Annotated in this window: 15 protein-coding genes; 8 read left to right on the top strand and 7 right to left on the bottom strand. The window is 60.9% G+C overall.

The window, feature by feature from the left end; all coding sequences use genetic code 11:
* The first annotated feature begins 231 nt into the window (after positions 1 to 231).
* From dapE to IH404_RS07610, 3 genes are read left to right on the top strand one after another with little or no spacing between them, the layout of a single operon-like run.
* Positions 232 to 1,383, top strand: coding sequence for a succinyl-diaminopimelate desuccinylase (dapE, locus tag IH404_RS07620; protein ID WP_005785553.1), 1,152 nt, complete (start codon positions 232 to 234; stop codon positions 1,381 to 1,383).
* Positions 1,383 to 2,192, top strand: a complete 810-nt coding sequence (locus IH404_RS07615; protein ID WP_005785551.1) for a putative RNA methyltransferase — start codon at positions 1,383 to 1,385, stop codon at positions 2,190 to 2,192. Before dapE ends, IH404_RS07615 begins: the two co-directional genes overlap by 1 nt.
* Positions 2,193 to 2,247: 55 nt before the next feature.
* Positions 2,248 to 2,625 carry a hypothetical protein gene (locus IH404_RS07610; protein ID WP_005785549.1) on the top strand — a complete coding sequence of 126 codons (378 nt, stop codon included), beginning with the start codon at positions 2,248 to 2,250 and terminating at the stop codon, positions 2,623 to 2,625.
* Between the two features lie 137 nt (positions 2,626 to 2,762).
* Here IH404_RS07610 and IH404_RS07605 read toward each other — a convergent pair whose 3' ends face one another.
* A complete protein-coding gene (locus IH404_RS07605) occupies positions 2,763 to 2,972 on the bottom strand; it encodes a cold-shock protein (RefSeq protein WP_003219353.1) in 210 nt (69 codons plus the stop codon).
* Between the two features lie 180 nt (positions 2,973 to 3,152).
* On the opposite strand from IH404_RS07605, the gene plsB reads away from it, so the two are divergent.
* Genes plsB through IH404_RS07590 form a run of 3 tightly spaced genes read left to right on the top strand, consistent with a single transcriptional unit; the run spans position 3,153 to position 6,841 of the window.
* Entirely contained in the window at positions 3,153 to 5,672 is a 2,520-nt protein-coding gene (plsB, locus tag IH404_RS07600) for a glycerol-3-phosphate 1-O-acyltransferase PlsB (RefSeq protein WP_005785543.1), read from the top strand.
* A 51-nt stretch (positions 5,673 to 5,723) separates the two neighbouring features.
* Positions 5,724 to 6,125, top strand: coding sequence for a YbaY family lipoprotein (locus tag IH404_RS07595; protein WP_005785541.1), 402 nt, complete (start codon positions 5,724 to 5,726; stop codon positions 6,123 to 6,125).
* A 26-nt stretch (positions 6,126 to 6,151) separates the two neighbouring features.
* Entirely contained in the window at positions 6,152 to 6,841 is a 690-nt protein-coding gene (locus tag IH404_RS07590; protein WP_194440219.1) for a DUF4197 domain-containing protein, read from the top strand.
* Positions 6,842 to 7,409: 568 nt separating this feature from the next.
* Here the strand turns inward: IH404_RS07590 and IH404_RS07585 are convergent.
* Both IH404_RS07585 and IH404_RS07580 read right to left on the bottom strand, forming a co-directional pair.
* On the bottom strand, positions 7,410 to 10,475 hold the full coding sequence (locus IH404_RS07585) for an efflux RND transporter permease subunit (protein WP_194440218.1): 3,066 nt from the start codon (positions 10,473 to 10,475) through the stop codon (positions 7,410 to 7,412).
* Between the two features lie 5 nt (positions 10,476 to 10,480).
* Positions 10,481 to 11,581 carry an efflux RND transporter periplasmic adaptor subunit gene (locus IH404_RS07580; protein ID WP_005785535.1) on the bottom strand — a complete coding sequence of 367 codons (1,101 nt, stop codon included), beginning with the start codon at positions 11,579 to 11,581 and terminating at the stop codon, positions 10,481 to 10,483.
* 93 nt (positions 11,582 to 11,674) lie between these two features.
* On the opposite strand from IH404_RS07580, the gene IH404_RS07575 reads away from it, so the two are divergent.
* Positions 11,675 to 12,328, top strand: coding sequence for a TetR/AcrR family transcriptional regulator (locus tag IH404_RS07575; protein WP_005785534.1), 654 nt, complete (start codon positions 11,675 to 11,677; stop codon positions 12,326 to 12,328).
* A gap of 448 nt (positions 12,329 to 12,776) precedes the next feature.
* On the opposite strand, the gene IH404_RS07570 is transcribed toward IH404_RS07575, so the two are convergent.
* Positions 12,777 to 13,559, bottom strand: coding sequence for a class I SAM-dependent methyltransferase (locus tag IH404_RS07570; RefSeq protein ID WP_005785532.1), 783 nt, complete (start codon positions 13,557 to 13,559; stop codon positions 12,777 to 12,779).
* Between the two features lie 96 nt (positions 13,560 to 13,655).
* Here IH404_RS07570 and IH404_RS07565 point away from each other — a divergent pair, with 96 nt between their 5' ends.
* Positions 13,656 to 14,276, top strand: coding sequence for an energy transducer TonB (locus IH404_RS07565; protein ID WP_194440217.1), 621 nt, complete (start codon positions 13,656 to 13,658; stop codon positions 14,274 to 14,276).
* Between the two features lie 3 nt (positions 14,277 to 14,279).
* Here the strand turns inward: IH404_RS07565 and IH404_RS07560 are convergent, their stop codons facing one another.
* From IH404_RS07560 to IH404_RS07550, 3 genes are all read right to left on the bottom strand, one after another.
* The gene (locus tag IH404_RS07560; protein WP_005785530.1) at positions 14,280 to 14,978 is read right to left on the bottom strand and encodes an extensin family protein; all 699 of its coding nucleotides are present in this window, start codon (positions 14,976 to 14,978) and stop codon (positions 14,280 to 14,282) included.
* Between the two features lie 81 nt (positions 14,979 to 15,059).
* Positions 15,060 to 15,920, bottom strand: coding sequence for a DUF72 domain-containing protein (locus IH404_RS07555; RefSeq protein WP_194440216.1), 861 nt, complete (start codon positions 15,918 to 15,920; stop codon positions 15,060 to 15,062).
* Complete coding sequence (locus tag IH404_RS07550) at positions 15,920 to 16,222, bottom strand: hypothetical protein (RefSeq protein ID WP_032803303.1); 303 nt, start codon at positions 16,220 to 16,222, stop codon at positions 15,920 to 15,922. Before IH404_RS07550 ends, IH404_RS07555 begins: the two co-directional genes overlap by 1 nt.
* Positions 16,223 to 16,248: the final 26 nt, after the last annotated feature.

Here is a 16,248-nt window from a genome sequence, read left to right as displayed (position 1 = left end):
GCGGCCTCTGGCCGCCGTTTTGCTATAAGATAACGGCCCTTTTGTGAGACTTGGCCTGGCCCAATTCTATGTGGGAGCTGGCTTGCCTGCGACGCAGACGCCGCGGTCTGACAGGCACACCGCAGTGATGCTATCGCAGGCAAGCCAGCTCCCACATTGGAATTGCGTCGCTCCAGGCTCGATATTTCCACATTCGTCCTGCGCCCATCACACGCTTTCCGGAGTTTCCCCATGACGGCCCATGCCGACCTTTCGCCGACCCTTCAACTTGCCATCGACCTGATCCGTCGCCCCTCGGTCACGCCGATCGATGCCGATTGCCAGAAGCTGATGATGCAGCGCCTGGGCGACGCCGGTTTTGCGCTTGAACCGATGCGTATCGAAGACGTAGACAATTTCTGGGCCACCCACGGCAAGCACGAAGGCCCGGTGCTGTGCTTCGCCGGCCATACCGACGTGGTGCCGACCGGCCCGGTGCAGGCCTGGCAGAATGACCCCTTCGACGCCTTGATCGATGAAAACGGCATGCTTTGCGGCCGTGGCGCGGCAGACATGAAAGGCAGCCTGGCGGCGATGCTGGTGGCGGCGGAACGCTTTGTCACCGACTACCCGGACCACAAGGGTTCGGTCGCCTTCCTGATCACCAGCGACGAAGAAGGCCCGGCGCATCACGGCACCAAGGCCGTAATCGAACGCCTGGCTGCACGCAAGGAACGCCTGGACTGGTGCATCGTCGGCGAACCGTCGAGCACAACCCTGGTGGGCGATGTGGTCAAGAACGGCCGTCGCGGCTCCCTCGGCGCCACCTTGACCGTACGCGGCGTACAGGGCCACGTGGCTTACCCGCACCTGGCGAAGAACCCGATCCACCTGGCTGCGGCGGCCCTGGCCGAGTTGGCTGCCGAGCATTGGGATGACGGCAACGCCTTCTTCCCGCCGACCAGCTTCCAGATTTCCAACCTCAATTCCGGCACCGGCGCCACCAACGTGATCCCCGGCGACCTGACGGCGGTGTTCAACTTCCGCTTCTCGACCGAGTCCACCGTCGAGGGCCTGCAACAGCGGGTCGCGGCCATCCTGGATAAACATGGCCTGGACTGGCATGTGGATTGGGCGCTGTCGGGCCTGCCGTTCCTCACCGAGCCGGGCGCGCTGCTGGATGCGGTATCTGCCAGTATCAAGGCGATCACCGGGCGTGAGACCAAGGCGTCCACCAGTGGTGGTACTTCCGATGGGCGCTTTATCGCCACGCTGGGCACCCAGGTGGTCGAGCTGGGCCCGGTCAACGCGACCATCCACCAGGTCAACGAACGCATCCTGGCCAGCGACCTCGATGTGCTGACCGAAATCTATTACCAGACCCTGATCAAGTTGCTCGCCTGATGCTTGCCTGCCCCATTTGCAACGCACCGCTCAGCGCGGTGGACAATGGCGTGGCGTGCCCGGTCGGGCACCGTTTCGACCGTGCGCGCCAGGGCTACCTGAACCTGTTGCCGGTGCAGCACAAGAACAGCCGCGACCCGGGCGACAACCTGGCCATGGTCGAGGCACGCCGCGACTTCCTCAACGCCGGGCACTATGCCCCGGTGGCCAAGCGCCTGGCCGCACTGGCCGCCGAGCGCGCACCACAGCGCTGGGTCGACATTGGGTGTGGCGAGGGTTACTACACCGCGCAAATTGCCGAGGCGCTGCCCGACGCCGATGGCTATGCCCTGGATATATCCAAGGAGGCGGTCAAGCGCGCGTGCAAGCGCAACCCGGCGCTGACCTGGTTGATCGCCAGCATGGCCCGAGTACCCTTGGCCGATGCCAGCTGCCAGTTCCTCGCGAGCGTGTTCAGCCCGTTGGACTGGCAAGAAGCCAAGCGCCTGCTCAGCCCCGGCAGCGGCTTGATGAAGGTCGGCCCGACCAGCGGCCACTTGATGGAACTGCGCGAGCGCCTGTACGACGAAGTGCGCGAATACACCGACGATAAACACTTGGCCCTGGTGCCGGAGGGCATGAGCCTGGCGCACAGTGAAACCCTTGAGTTCACCCTGAGCCTGGCCGAGCCTGCCGACCGCGCCAACCTGCTGGCCATGACGCCTCATGGCTGGCGAGCCAGTGCCGAGCGCCGCGCCGAAGTGATCGAGGCGGCCGAGCCGCTGCAGGTCACGGTGTCGATGCGCTACGATTATTTCGTGCTTCAATAGCTGACTTTACAAATACCCGCGAATGGATTTTCGAATCCCGCAACGAGGAACATCCATGCGCCAACCCGATATCGAGATTTACCTGAAAGACGCCGACGTCGATCACAAGGCCATCGCCGCCTGGCTGGGCGCCGCCCTGGGCCCTTGCTCCGACTGGGTCCAGAGAGGCCAGACCTACAAGTGCAAAGCCGGCAGCGTGCCAGTTACCTGGCTACCCAAGGCTGTAGGCAAATGGAACAGCCTGTACCTGGAAAGCGACCAGACCCCGTGGGACGACGACATCGCCTGCGCCCGCGCCGCGTTTGCCGCATTGAATGTTGAAGTGCGCTGCGCACCGGGGACGTGGGTTGAGGAAGAAGGCGAGGAAAGTGCCGATACCTGGATTCGCATCAGCGCAGATGGTGAAGAGCAGATAACCTGGAAAACAGCCTGACAGTGGATTGCTAACCCAATCAATGTGGGAGCTGGCTTGCCTGCGATGCAGACACCTTGGTCTATCAGTCAGACCACAGTGATGCTATCGCAGGCAAGCCAGTTCCCACAGTTGATTGGGTTATCAAAACAAAGTTGTCACAGGCCCACCACATCCTCTGCCTGCAAGCCCTTCTCGCCCGTGACCACTGCGTATTCCACCTGCTGGCCTTCGGCCAACGAGCGGTGGCCTTCACCGCGAATGGCGCGGTAGTGCACAAACACGTCCTTGCCGTCTTCACGCTGGATAAAGCCGTAGCCCTTTGCATCGTTGAACCACTTCACATTGCCGGTTTCGCGCGTTGCCATCTGTTCACTCCCACTGGTTTTTTATTGTTGAGTCGCACGTATTGAACTGCCGAGTATAAGACAGGCTCAAAAACCATCAACTCAAGTTTACATCGCTGCTTTTTTGCCGATTTTCGGTGAATACGGCACACTACCTGCCCGAGCATCTGCTCGGTTTTTTCCACTTGAAGCAGTTCGCCTATGACCCGCTCCCCGTTCCGCCGTCTGGTGTTTGGCACCTTGCGCCGACTGTTGTACCTCTGGGTTCGCTCGGAGACGATCAACCAGTCGTCCCTCACCCTTAACCTGGACCGCAGCCGGCCGGTTTTCTACGTCCTGCAATCACCCTCCCTCACCGAGTTGGCGGTGGTCGATGCGGAGTGCACCAAGGCCGGCCTGCCGCGCCCGGTGCTGCCGGTGTCGGTAGGCCCATTGATGGAGCCCGCGGCGTTCTTCTATCTCACGCCGGATCCGGATTGGCTCGGCCGCCAGGACAAGCGCGGTGCACCGCCCACCCTGACACGCCTGGTCAATACCCTGACCGAGCACGCCGAAGAGAATGCACAAATCATTCCCGTCAGCGTGTTCTGGGGCCAGTCTCCTGCAAGCGAGTCCAGCCCGTGGAAACTGCTGTTTGCCGACAGTTGGGCAGTGACCGGGCGTCTGCGCCGGTTGCTGAGCATCCTGATCCTGGGGCGCAAGACCCGCGTGCAATTCTCCGCGCCAATCAACCTGCGTGAATTGATCGAGCACAATAAAGGCCACGAACGCACCGTGCGCATGGCCCAGCGCATCCTGCGCGTGCACTTTCGTAACCTGAAGACGGCAGTGATCGGTCCCGACCTGTCCCACCGCCGTAACCTGGTGAAGGGGCTGGTGAATATGCCGCTGGTGCGCCAGGCCATTGTTGATGAAGCCGAACGAGAAAAAATCTCTGCGGAAAAAGCCAAGGCCCTGGCGCTGCGCTACGGCAACGAGATTGCCTCGGACTACACCTACACCGCGATCCGTTTTCTGGAAGTGGTGCTGAGCTGGTTCTGGAACAAGATCTACGACGGTATCAAGGTCAATAACATCGAAGGCGTGCAGAAGGTTGCCCAAGGCTACGAGGTGATCTATGTGCCTTGCCACCGCAGCCACATCGACTACCTGCTGCTGTCGTACCTGCTGTTCAAGAACGGCCTGACCCCGCCGCACATCGCGGCCGGTATCAACCTCAACATGCCAGTGATCGGCAGCCTGCTGCGCCGTGGCGGTGCGTTTTTCATGCGCCGCACCTTCAAGGGCAACCCGCTGTACACCTCGGTGTTCAACGAATACCTGCACACCCTGTTCACCAAGGGGTTCCCGGTGGAGTACTTCGTCGAAGGCGGCCGCTCGCGCACGGGGCGCATGCTGCAACCGAAAACCGGGATGCTGGCGATTACCCTGCGCAGCTTCCTGCGCTCCTCGCGTATGCCGATCGTGTTCGTGCCGGTGTATATCGGCTATGAACGCGTGCTCGAAGGCCGCACCTACCTCGGCGAATTGCGTGGCGCGAGCAAGAAGAAAGAGTCGATCTTCGATATTTTCAAAGTGGTCGGCGCCCTCAAGCAGCGTTTCGGCCAGGTCGCGGTCAACTTCGGTGAGCCGATCAAGCTGGCGGAATTTCTCGACGCCGAGCAACCGGACTGGCGCGCCCAGGAACTGGGCCCGAACTACAAGCCGGCGTGGCTCAACGAAACCACCAATCGCCTTGGCGAGCAGGTGGCGCGGCACTTGAACGAAGCCGCGGCGATCAACCCGGTGAACCTGGTGGCCCTGGCCCTGCTGTCGACCACACGCCTGGCCCTGGATGAACAAGCCATGGCGCGCCAGCTCGACCTGTACCTGGCGCTGCTGCGTCGCGTGCCCTACTCGCCCCACACGACCTTGCCGGAGGGCGATGGCCTGGCGCTGATCAAGCACGTCAAGGACATGAAGCTGCTGTCGGAACAAAGCGACGCCTTGGGCAAGATTGTCTACCTGGACGAGCAGAACGCCGTCCTGATGACCTACTACCGCAACAACGTGCTGCATATCTTCGCCCTGCCGGCGTTGCTGGCGAGCTTCTTCCAGAGCAGCTCGCGGATGAGCCGCGAACAGATCCTGCGCTACACCCGCGCGCTCTACCCGTATCTGCAATCGGAGCTGTTTATCCGCTGGTCGCTGGAAGAGTTGGACACCGTGGTCGACCAGTGGCTGGACGCGTTTGTCGAACAAGGCCTGCTGCGCTTCGAAAACGCCGTGTACCTGCGCCCGGCGCCGAGTTCGCGACAATTTGTGCTGTTGACGCTGTTGTCCAAGAGCATCGCCCAGACCCTGCAACGCTTCTACATGGCGATATCGCTGTTGCTCAACAGCGGCCAGAACAGCATCAGCGCCGAAGAACTGGAAGACCTGTGCACGATCATGGCCCAGCGCCTATCAATCCTGCACGGTCTCAACGCCCCGGAGTTCTTCGACAAGAGTCTTTTCCGACATTTTATTCAGACGTTGCTGGAGCAAGATGTGCTGCGTCGCGATGAAGCCGGCAAGCTGGGCTATCACGACCTGCTCGGCGAACTGGCCGAAGGCGCCGCCAAACGCGTGCTGCCGGCCGATATTCGCCTGTCGATCCGCCAGGTGGCCTTGCACCGCGTAGACGGCGCAGCCGAAGCGCTGGCGCAAGCAGAAGCAGTCACACCTGAACAAAGCCGTTAGATTGACTGAGGCGCCGGGCGGATTCCGGCGCCGTTGAAAAGGAGCTGCACCATGAAAAAGATCATTCTCCTGGGCCTGACCGCCCTGCTCGGAGCCTGCCACTCAATGACCCCAACCCCGAAAGCCAGCCTCGACGGCGAAGTGTTCTATCTGCAACGTATTGCCCTGCCGCCTGCTGCCACCTTGAGCGTCAGCCTGCAAGATGTGTCCCTCATGGACGCCCCGGCCGTGACCCTCGCCGAACAGAAAGGCCCGGTCAAAGGCCAGGTGCCTCTGCCGTTTCACTTGAGCTATGACCCGGCCCAGGTCAAGCCAGGCCATACTTACTCGGTCAGCGCTCGCATCGAACTGGAGGGCAAGCTACTGTTCATCACTACAGAGCGGCACGCCGTGCAACTCAATGGCCAGGATCCACAGCCGCTGCGCCTGCGGGTTGATGCGGTCGCACACTGATCAATTCACGTCATAAGGAAGCGCCCATGCTCCGCAAATCTCTTCGCCTCATCGCCCTGTGTGCCGGCTTGCTGTTCGGTGCCAACGCCATGGCCCTCGACCTTGGCAGCCTGTCCCAGGGCGACGCCAGCGGCGGCCTGAAGGATGCCTTGACCCAAGGTGCGCAGATTGCCGTCAAACAACTGGGCAAGCCCGGTGGTTTCAGCAACAACCCGGAAGTAAAAATCGGCCTGCCAGGCAAGCTCGGCAAAGTCGCCGACAAACTGAAAATGTTCGGCATGGGTGACCAGGTCACGCAGCTGGAAACCAGCATGAACGCAGCGGCTGAAACCGCCGTGACCCAGGCCCAGCCGATTCTGGTCAACGCCGTGAAAAACATGAGCGTGACCGACGCCAAGGGCATTCTCAGCGGTGGTCAGGACTCTGCCACCCAATACCTGAACAAAAGCAGCCGAGAGGAAATCCGCGCCAAGTTCCTGCCCATCGTCAAGGCCGCTACCGACAAGGTCGGCGTGGCTCAGCAGTACAACGCCCTGGCCGGCAAGGCCGCGGCCTTCGGCGCCGTGGATGCCAAGAGCGCCAACGTCGAAAACTACGTGACCGAGCAAGCGCTGGATGGTTTGTTCAAGATGATTGCGCAGCAGGAAGAGACGATTCGCAAGAATCCGGCGGCGGCTGCCACCAGTTTGGCAAAGAAGGTGTTTGGAGCGCTGTAACCCCGCACTACGACCCTACTGCGCCAAGGCCGCTGGTAACGGGCCTTGGCGCAGTTGTTTCAGGCCAAGCCTGTCACGGGTTTAACGAAACAGCGGATACAAAGGTCTGCTGGGTGATTGATACCCGTGGACCGGTTGTTGATGCAGGTATGGCGGGTTGTGATACCTGGTGGGTTGGGCATAGCTAAAATGCGGGCGGTGGTAATGACCTGAACTTCCATGATGAGGTCTATAGGACTGGGTGATAGCGAAATCATTGCGTGGCGCATGATTACCCAGCAAGGCCCCGAGAAAAGCCTCTTTGAAAGCCGCAATTACATTAAAGAACGACATGTAAAACTCCATGAACTCAATGAAAAGGCCTGGCCGCCACATGGCAGTGCCAAGTCCTCTGCCTGTCCGTCAGGCATTGCCTGAGTGGAGTTACAAGGGCAAGCGTTCCATCTGAGCGACTGCGTGTTTGCATCGGTATGTAAATACTGCCCGGTGGGTATCAGGGAATGGCCAGGCACCGGCCTGGCAGAGAAACCCAAAAAAAACACATGTACGGGAAACAGCAAACACCTCGCTACGCTGCCTCCTTCCTGACTCTGAACCACGCCGCGTACAACGCCGGCAAAAACAACAGCGTCAACGCCGTCGCCACAATCAACCCGCCCATGATCGCCACAGCCATGGGCCCGAAAAACACGCTGCGCGACAGTGGGATCATCGCCAGCACCGCCGCCAGGGCCGTCAGCACAATCGGACGAAAGCGTCGCACGGTCGCTTCGATAATCGCCTGCCACGGCGCCAGCCCGGCCTTGATGTCCTGCTCGATCTGGTCCACCAGAATGACCGAGTTACGCATGATCATTCCCGACAACGCGATCGTGCCGAGCATGGCGACGAAGCCAAAGGGTTGGCGGAATACCAGCAGGAACAAGGTCACACCGATCAGGCCCAGGGGGGCAGTCAGAAAAACCATCGCCGTGCGTGAGAAACTGCGCAATTGCAACATCAGCAAAGTCAGCACCACCACGATGAACAGCGGCACGCCGGCCTTCACCGAGTTTTGCCCGCGAGCAGAGTCTTCGACGGTGCCACCCACTTCCAACAGGTAACCGTCCGGCAGTTCGGCACGCACACCTGTGAGCGTCGGCAGGATCTGCTGCACCAAGGTCGCCGGTTGTTCCTTGCCGTAGATATCGGCACGCACGGTCACGGTGGGCAGGCGGTTGCGGTGCCAGATGATGCCTTCTTCGAAACCGTATTCGAGGGTGGCGATCTGCGACAGCGCCACGCTTTTACCATTGTCGGTGGGTACGGCAAGGCTCGGCAGCAGCGATAACTCGGTGCGTTCGTGGACGGTACCGCGCAGGAGGATCTCGATCAATTCGTTGTCCTCCCGGTATTGGCTGACGCTGGAACCGGTCAGGGAACTCTGCAGGAATTTCGACAGGTTGGCAGTACTCACGCCAAGGGCGCGCGCCCGGTCCTGGTCGATATTCAGATACACGATTTTGCTCGGTTCTTCCCAGTCCAGATGCACGTTAACCACGTGGGTGTTTTCGCGCACCTTGGCCGCCACTTTGCGGGCCAGGGCGCGGACCTCTTCGATGTGTTCGCCGGTCACGCGAAACTGCACCGGGTAGCCCACGGGCGGGCCATTCTCCAGGCGAGTGACCCGCGAGCGCAGCTCGGGGAACTGCTCGTTGAGCGTTTCAATCAGCCAGGTGCGCAGGCTTTCACGCTCCTCGATGGTGTTGGCCAACACCACGAACTGCGCGAAGCTGGCGGCCGGCAGTTGCTGGTCCAGCGGCAGGTAGAACCGCGGCGAGCCGGTGCCCACGTAGGCCACATAGTTGTCGATGCCCGCGTGCGCCTTGAGCAATACCTCCAGACGCTTGACCTGCTCCGCGGTGTTGCTCAGGGAGGCGCCTTCGGCCAGTTTCAGGTCGACCATCAGTTCCAGGCGCCCGGAAGCCGGGAAGAACTGCTGCGGTACAAAGCGGAACAACGCGACCGAGCCGATAAACAAAAGCAGGGTCAACACGATGACCGTCTTGCGCCGACGTATACACCACTCCACCAAACGTCTTACACGCTGGTAGAAAGGCGTGCCGTAGGGATCCGGGTCGTCGGTGCCGTGGTTGGCCGCGTGAATTTTCGCCAGGTCCGGCAGCAGCTTTTCCCCGAGATACGGTACAAACACCACGGCAGCCACCCAGGAGGCCAATAAGGCAATGGTCACCACCTGGAAGATCGAGCGGGTGTATTCACCGGTGCTCGACTGCGCAGTGGCAATCGGTAAAAAGCCCGCCGCCGTGATCAAGGTACCGGTGAGCATGGGGAATGCTGTGCTGGTCCAGGCGAAGCTCGCAGCCTTGAGCCGGTCGTAGCCCTGCTCCATTTTGATCGCCATCATTTCCACAGCGATGATCGCGTCATCCACCAGCAAACCCAGGGCCAGCACCAGAGCGCCAAGGGAAATCTTGTGCAGGCCGATGCCCAGGTAATACATGCTGGCAAATGTCATCGCCAGTACCAGCGGGATCGCCAGGGCGACCACCATGCCGGTGCGCACACCGAGGGAGAAAAAACTCACCAGCAATACAATGGCCAATGCCTCGGCGAGCACCTGGACGAATTCGCCGACGCTGGTCTTCACCGCTGCCGGTTGGTCCGACACCTTGCGCAGCTCCATGCCCGCAGGAAGGTTCTTTTGCAGGCGTGCGAATTCACTCTCAAGAGCTTTGCCCAGTACCAGAATATCCCCACCGTCGCGCATGGCCACGGCCAGGCCGATGGCGTCCGCGCCCATATAACGCATGCGCGGTGCCGGTGGGTCGTTGAAGCCCCGATGGATATCGGCAACATCGCCGATACGAAAGGTGCGATCGCCCACTCGAATCGGGAAGTCGCGAATCTGCTCCACGGTTTTGAAATTGCCCGACACGCGCAACTGCACACGCTCGCTCGGGGTTTCAAAAAAGCCGGCGGTCGATACGGCATTTTGTTCCTGCAACGCCTGCTGTACCGCGGCCAACGGCAAACCCAGGGTGGCAAGCTTGAGGTTGGACAGTTCGATCCAGATCTTCTCGTCCTGCAGGCCAAGCAACTCGACCTTGCCCACGTCCGGCACCCGTTGCAGCTGAATCTGGATGCGGTCGGCGTAGTCCTTGAGCACCGCATAGTCAAAACCATCGCCGGTCAGGGCGTAGATATTGCCGAAGGTGGTGCCGAATTCGTCGTTGAAAAATGGTCCCTGGATATCCGGTGGCAAGGTTTGGCGGATGTCGCTGATTTTCTTGCGTACCTGGTACCACAACTCAGGAATTTGCGCCGAACGCATCGAGTCGCGGGCGATGAAAGTGACCTGGGATTCGCCGGGGCGCGAGAAAGACACAATGCGCTCGTACTCACCGGTCTCCATCAATTTTTTCTCGATGCGTTCGGTGACTTGGCGCGACACCTCCTGGGCCGTGGCGCCGGGCCAGTTGGTCTTGATCACCATGGCCTTGAAGGTAAAGGGCGGGTCCTCGCTTTGCCCCAGCTTGGTGTAGGACAGGGTGCCGACCACGGCCAGCAGAATCATCAAAAACAGTACGATCTGGCGATTACGCAGCGCCCATTCGGAAAGATTGAAACCCATCGGGATTACTCCTTGGCCGCCAGATTCACGACACGGTTGGAGCGATCCACAGGGCGCACTTGCTGGCCCTCATGCAGCACATGCACGCCTGCGGCAACCACCCAGTCGGTGGGAGCCAAGCCTTCGAGCACCGGCACGTTTTTTTCACCGAACGCGCCAATGCGCACCGGCGTACGCTCAAGGGTGTTGTCCGGCTTTACCCGCCAGACGAAGGACGCGCCGTTCTCTGCGCTGAGAGCAGACAGCGGTACCGAGAGAGCAATGACGCCATCGGCTTGTATGAATACGCGCGCGCTCTGGCCCAGTTCGGCCGGCACTTTACCGCCGGTGAAGGCTACACGGGCGGCGAAGGTGCGGGATTTCGGGTCGGCTGCGGGTGACAGTTCACGGATGCGTCCGGCGAAGCGCTGTTCGGGCTGGCTCCACAACTCTACCGACACCGGCTGGCCGACCTTGAAGCGGCCGAAGCCTTGCTCGGGAAGGCTGATCAGCACTTCGCGCTCACCATCGGTGGCCAGGGTGAACACGGTCTGGCCCGCCGAGACCACTTGGCCGACTTCGACAGCACGCTTGGCGACCACGCCGTCCTGGGGCGCGCGCAGCACGGCATAACCGGCCTGGTTGCTCGACACGTCGAACTCGGCCTTGATCTGCTTCAGGCGCGCTTCACCTGCTCGGTAGAGGTTTTCGGCGTTGTCGTACTGCGAGCGGCTGACCATCTGACGGTCCATCAGGGTCTTGTAGCGATCGCGCTCAGCGCGCACCAGGTTCAGATTGGCCTCAGCGCCGGCCACTTGGGCACGGCTGGCTTCCAGTTGCAGGCGCACATCCTGGGGGTCGAGTTCAGCCAGTGACTGGTTAGCCTTGACCCGCTCGCCCTCCTCCACCAGCCGCTTGCTGACTTTGCCGCCGATGCGAAAGGCCAGGTCCGGCTCATAACGGGCACGTACTTCACCGGGGTAGCTGTCCATTGCCTGTGCCGAGGGCTGCGGTTGCACCACCATGGCGGGGCGGACGGTGGCCTGGGTCGCTTCTTCATGGCCGCAGGCGGCCAATAAAAAGACCAGGCTGACAGGCAAAGCAAGGGGCAGGAACGCGCTGCGCATGCTGAAGGACCTTTCGCAAATGAAGCTTGGAATAATTATACTGGCCGGTATGTTATTAATACCAAACTCGCCAGTCCAGTATTAAAGGTGAAAATGTCCGACAATCCTGTGAACACCGCCAGCCCCGGGCGTCCCAAGGACATGGCAAAACGCCAGGCAATCCTCGAAGCCGCGAAATCCCTGTTCCTGGGCAATGGCTACGCGAACACCAGCATGGATGCCGTCGCGCTTGCGGCAGGCGTCTCGAAACTCACCGTCTACAGCCACTTCACCGATAAAGAGACGTTGTTCACCGCGGCGGTGGTGGCCAAATGTGAAGAGCAATTGCCGGTGATGTATTTCGAGCTCCCCGCAGGCATGCCCGTAGAGACGGTATTGCTGAACATCGCACGGGGCTTTCATCGGCTGATCAACAGCGAGGAGTCGGTGAACCTGCATCGCCTGATGATGACCACCGGCAATCAGGACGTGAAGCTCTCGCGGATCTTCTTCGAAGCCGGCCCCATGCGCATGTTGCAAGGCATGGAACGTCTGCTCGGCAAGATCGACCAGAGCGGTGCCTTACACATCGACACCCCCTTCAAAGCGGCCGAGCACTTCTTTTGCCTGCTCAAGGGCACGGCGAACTTTCGCCTGTTGTACGGTTGCGGCGGGCAACTGAGCGCAGAGGAGGCAGAAGAGCATGTGCAGGACGTGGTGAAGTTGTTTATGCGGGCCTATCGCAGCCCGGTCTCGACAACAGCGTAGGGTGCAACAACCGACACTAACCACGATGCGAAGCGAGCCGCTCTTGATCTTGATCTGCTTTTGATCTTGATCTTAAGCGCCCCGTTAAACCACGCTGGCCGGAATTCGACAGGGATTTGGGGGGTAAACCGGCAGGGATGCCGGTTTAGCCGCCCCGCGCCATGGATGGCGCGTGGCGGCGCCCCCCCAAATCACTGGCGGATTACGGGCACACCGAGCCTAAGCGAGGTGCCGAGTGGTGGGGCAAGAGCCTTTTGGTTACTTTGGGGCTCTTTTCCAAAGTGACCCGCTGTAAAAGCGGAACCAATAGCGGCCGTCACCTGAATAACGGATATGTACTCGGTCTAATCCAACATCCTGGTCGGCCCTGAGGCCGCCATCGGGATGCAAGCCCCCTCCCACATTTGGATCTCGCAGCATCACGAATATGAGTGCTGTTGCTTGCAGCTTATGGCTTGAGCGCTTTCTTGGGATAAATGTCGTAGCGGCTGGACTTGCCATCCAACGCATGACTCGGCTTGGGCCCGTCAATGCACGGCGCCTTGCGCGGGCGCTTGACCACCACACGGTGGCTGGCCAAAGCCAGGGCGGCAGCGAGCAAGGCCGGTGCATCCGGATCATCGCCCACCAACGGTCGAAACAGGCGCATTTCCTTCTTCACCAGGGCGGTTTTCTCACGGTGTGGAAACATCGGGTCCAGGTAGATCACCTGGGGCGGCTCGCCCTCCCAATTGAGCATCACATCGATGGAGTCGCCCTTGAGCAGCTTCATGCGCGCCACAATCGGTGCCACTTCAAAATCCTGCGCAGCGCGTGCCAGGCCGTCTTCGAGCAAGGCACCGATCAACGGCTGGCGTTCGATCAGGCTCATCTCGCACCCCAGGCTGGCCAATACGAACGCGTCCTTGCCCAACCCGGCCGTGGCGTCCAGCACCTTGGGCCGTACGCCTTGGGCGATGCCCACGGCCTTGGCGATCATTTGCCCGCTGCCACCGCCATATAAACGCCGGTGCGCCGCGCCGCCTTCGACAAAGTCGACCCGCACCGGCCCCGGCGCATCAGGCCCAAGCTGCTGCAATTGCAGGCCCTGCTCGCCCACTTGCAGGGAAAAATCCGCATCCGCCACCTGTAAAGGCAAGCCCAGCAGCGAAGCCCACTGCTCGGCGCAGGCCTGGAAACTTTCGGCCAACGCCTCGACCTGGATGCGGCTGGCCGCTGGTTGTTCGTTCATCAATCGCTACGCTCAAAAATATTAAGGATCGGCAAACAGCGGCCGATAAAAACAGCAGTCAGGTATTTTGCCAGAGCTGAGCGTCGACCGAGAAAAATGTCAGACATTCTTCCCCTAACCATCGGCGTACTGCCGACCCACAACCACTACGGCCTGCGCAATACTCAAGCGCTGGCCGGGGTGAGTCATGTGTGGCAGGACTTCTTCGCCCGGGCGCTGGCCGAACAGCTCGGTGAAACGCCGCGGGCACTGGCCGCCAAGGCGCCTGCACCTGCCGACCCTTCGGTCGAACCCGGCGAAGGCGCCGACATGCTCTCGCAGATCCTCACCCAGCGTGAGTGTGACGTGAAAGACACCGAGATCGCCCCGCCTGAGCCGCTGTTCCTGCCGATTGCCGAATTCGAAACCGAGTTGCTGCCACCGGCGCCGATACCCTTCCCGGAAGAAGAACTCGTCGCCCAGCAGCGCCAGCAGGATTTCGACAGCGGTTGGGTCCGCCCGATTGTGCTGAACGCCGGCCAACCACTACCAGAGCCCGGCCCGGCTCCCGAGCCACGCACACTGCACTTGCCGATTGCCGAGTTCGAACTGGACCTGTTGCCACCGGCTGCCGAGCCATACCCCGAAGAAGAACTGATGGCGCAACAGAAGGCGCTGGATTTCGACTACTACTGGGCGCGCCCACTGGTGACCCACAACCTGCGCCTGGCCGCTTAAGCCTCAGCGACACACCCACCATCGCCCCATATCCAGATGAAAATGGTTGCGGTGAGCCGCGTTGTAGTCCGGGCTCAGCACCACGTTGAAATCATCACAGGCGTTATCGCGCACCCTGCGCAGGAAACGCGCACTGTCGCCCTCCCCCGGCCAGTCCTTCAACACGCTGATGCTGCGCCCGTCCGCCAGACGAAAACCGGCGATATCCAAGGCATTGGCCGAGGCATGTTGGCTCAGACGCCCGTCGGCACGGTTGTAAACATTACGGCAGGCAAAGCTGCCCAAATGCTCGACCCGACTCACCGCCTGACCGAACACTGCCTGGGCCGCCGGTTGCAGGCTGTGACGCTCGAACAACGCGAACGCCACAGCCAGGGGGCAACTGGCCAGAAAACTGCTGCTCAGAGCCACCTCAGAGCCCTGCACACGCAGGACATTGCGCAACGGGCACGCCGCATCGGCAGCGGTATCCGCCTGACGGCTGACCCGCAGGCCGGCGGTTTTCAAGACCTGGTCACACAGCGCCGGATCATCCTGCAAACGGCTGAGCTTGTAGCGCGTGAGCAGGTTGGGACTGGCGCGCACATCCAGGGGTGCCCAGGGGTTCCACTCAGCCGGCATCGGCACCCAGCCACGCCAGACGCCCAGCGCAAAAGCGCCCGCCAGCAGCAACAGCAGGCCCAGCCCTTTTATCGAACCCACGGCTCAATCCTTGAAAAATCGGATGTCTAGGGGGCGTTCTCAATTAGTTTCCCCGACGGGGAAACTAATTGAGAACGCCCCCTAGAGTAACCCCAGTTGCTGCGCAACGGGCTCTCGATGCAGGGTGGGCAGCGGCGGCAGGCCGGGCAGGCGCGCCATCAGCTGGGCATGAAAGCGCAACGCCAGTTGTGCCGCGAGGCGGTTGTCCGAGGTGTGCAGGAATATGTACGGCGTGCGTCCCTCTTCGATCCAAGTGGCGATCTTTTCCACCCACGGGATCAGGAACGGGTCATTGGCCTCCAGCTCCGGATGCCCGATGAAGCGCACCTGGGGAAACTGGGTCAGCGCCGCCGGGCGCGGTGGCACCCTGGGCTTTTTGGATTGCGCGTGCAGCACTGCCGCCGAGGTTGACGTACAACTGAACAGGGCGCGAGGGTCGAGGCAGATGCGCTCGACGCCACGATCGCGCAACAGGCGGTTGAGCATACGCTCGGCGTCTCCCTTGGCGAAGAACTGCTCGTGCCGGACTTCCACGGCCAATGGCCGATCAATACCATCGAGGAAACCGGCCAGTTCAGCCAGGCGCTGCGGGGTAAACCCTTTTGAGAGCTGCAGCCACAGCGGTGAAACGCGCTCACCCAAAGGGCTCATCAAACTGACAAAACTTTCTGCCGCAGGCAATTGCTCGCGCAAGTCACCCGCATGGCTGATATCCCCTGGGAATTTGGCGGTGAAGCGAAAGTCAGCCGGCATGATCTCGGCCCAGCGCTGCACGGTAGCGGCCGAAGGTCGAGCATAAAACGTGGTATTGCCTTCAACCGCATTGAAGACTTGAGAATAGAGCCCGAGGTAATCGCTGGAACGCGCCTCCACCGGGTACAGGTACTCGCGCCAGGCGTTTTCACTCCAGGACGGGCAACCAATGTAATAAGGCAAACCCATCAGATATGAATGTCGAGACCCAGCACTTCCATATCCCATTCGACAAAGCCGGCGGTGGTCAGGTAACTGGCCAGGGCAGTGGCAACGCTTTTGCTCATGGAGCGGGGGAAGACCATGTCTTGCTGACGGGCGGGAACGCCGCTGGTACGGGCGCCTCCAGCACTTTCGGCGCGGGAGGGCGACTCAGAGTGGACTTCGATGAAGTCCGGCGAATCCTCGACCGAATCATCTACCGTCACGTTCGCCTTGCGTGGCTTACGCTTGAGAGGGTAGGACTGTGAGGAGAAGCCGTCTATACGCATACATGCAGACTCGGTATCAATGATGG

This window comes from Pseudomonas sp. OST1909, from assembly GCF_015277575.1.
Classification (GTDB): domain Bacteria; phylum Pseudomonadota; class Gammaproteobacteria; order Pseudomonadales; family Pseudomonadaceae; genus Aquipseudomonas; species Aquipseudomonas synxantha_A.
The sequence above is the reverse complement of the archived record's forward strand: the minus strand, read 5'-3'. Positions and strand labels throughout refer to the sequence as shown.

Excerpts from the sequence above, each read along its gene's own strand:
- dapE (WP_005785553.1), top strand. The coding sequence starts at position 232 with ATGACGGCCCATGCCGACCTTTCGCCGACCCTTCAACTTGCCATCGAC.
- IH404_RS07615 (WP_005785551.1), top strand. The coding sequence starts at position 1,383 with ATGCTTGCCTGCCCCATTTGCAACGCACCGCTCAGCGCGGTGGACAAT.
- IH404_RS07610 (WP_005785549.1), top strand. The coding sequence starts at position 2,248 with ATGCGCCAACCCGATATCGAGATTTACCTGAAAGACGCCGACGTCGAT.
- IH404_RS07605 (WP_003219353.1), bottom strand. The coding sequence starts at position 2,972 with ATGGCAACGCGCGAAACCGGCAATGTGAAGTGGTTCAACGATGCAAAG.
- plsB (WP_005785543.1), top strand. The coding sequence starts at position 3,153 with ATGACCCGCTCCCCGTTCCGCCGTCTGGTGTTTGGCACCTTGCGCCGA.
- IH404_RS07595 (WP_005785541.1), top strand. The coding sequence starts at position 5,724 with ATGAAAAAGATCATTCTCCTGGGCCTGACCGCCCTGCTCGGAGCCTGC.
- IH404_RS07590 (WP_194440219.1), top strand. The coding sequence starts at position 6,152 with ATGCTCCGCAAATCTCTTCGCCTCATCGCCCTGTGTGCCGGCTTGCTG.
- IH404_RS07585 (WP_194440218.1), bottom strand. The coding sequence starts at position 10,475 with ATGGGTTTCAATCTTTCCGAATGGGCGCTGCGTAATCGCCAGATCGTA.
- IH404_RS07580 (WP_005785535.1), bottom strand. The coding sequence starts at position 11,581 with ATGCGCAGCGCGTTCCTGCCCCTTGCTTTGCCTGTCAGCCTGGTCTTT.
- IH404_RS07575 (WP_005785534.1), top strand. The coding sequence starts at position 11,675 with ATGTCCGACAATCCTGTGAACACCGCCAGCCCCGGGCGTCCCAAGGAC.
- IH404_RS07570 (WP_005785532.1), bottom strand. The coding sequence starts at position 13,559 with ATGAACGAACAACCAGCGGCCAGCCGCATCCAGGTCGAGGCGTTGGCC.
- IH404_RS07565 (WP_194440217.1), top strand. The coding sequence starts at position 13,656 with ATGTCAGACATTCTTCCCCTAACCATCGGCGTACTGCCGACCCACAAC.
- IH404_RS07555 (WP_194440216.1), bottom strand. The coding sequence starts at position 15,920 with ATGGGTTTGCCTTATTACATTGGTTGCCCGTCCTGGAGTGAAAACGCC.
- IH404_RS07550 (WP_032803303.1), bottom strand. The coding sequence starts at position 16,222 with ATGCGTATAGACGGCTTCTCCTCACAGTCCTACCCTCTCAAGCGTAAG.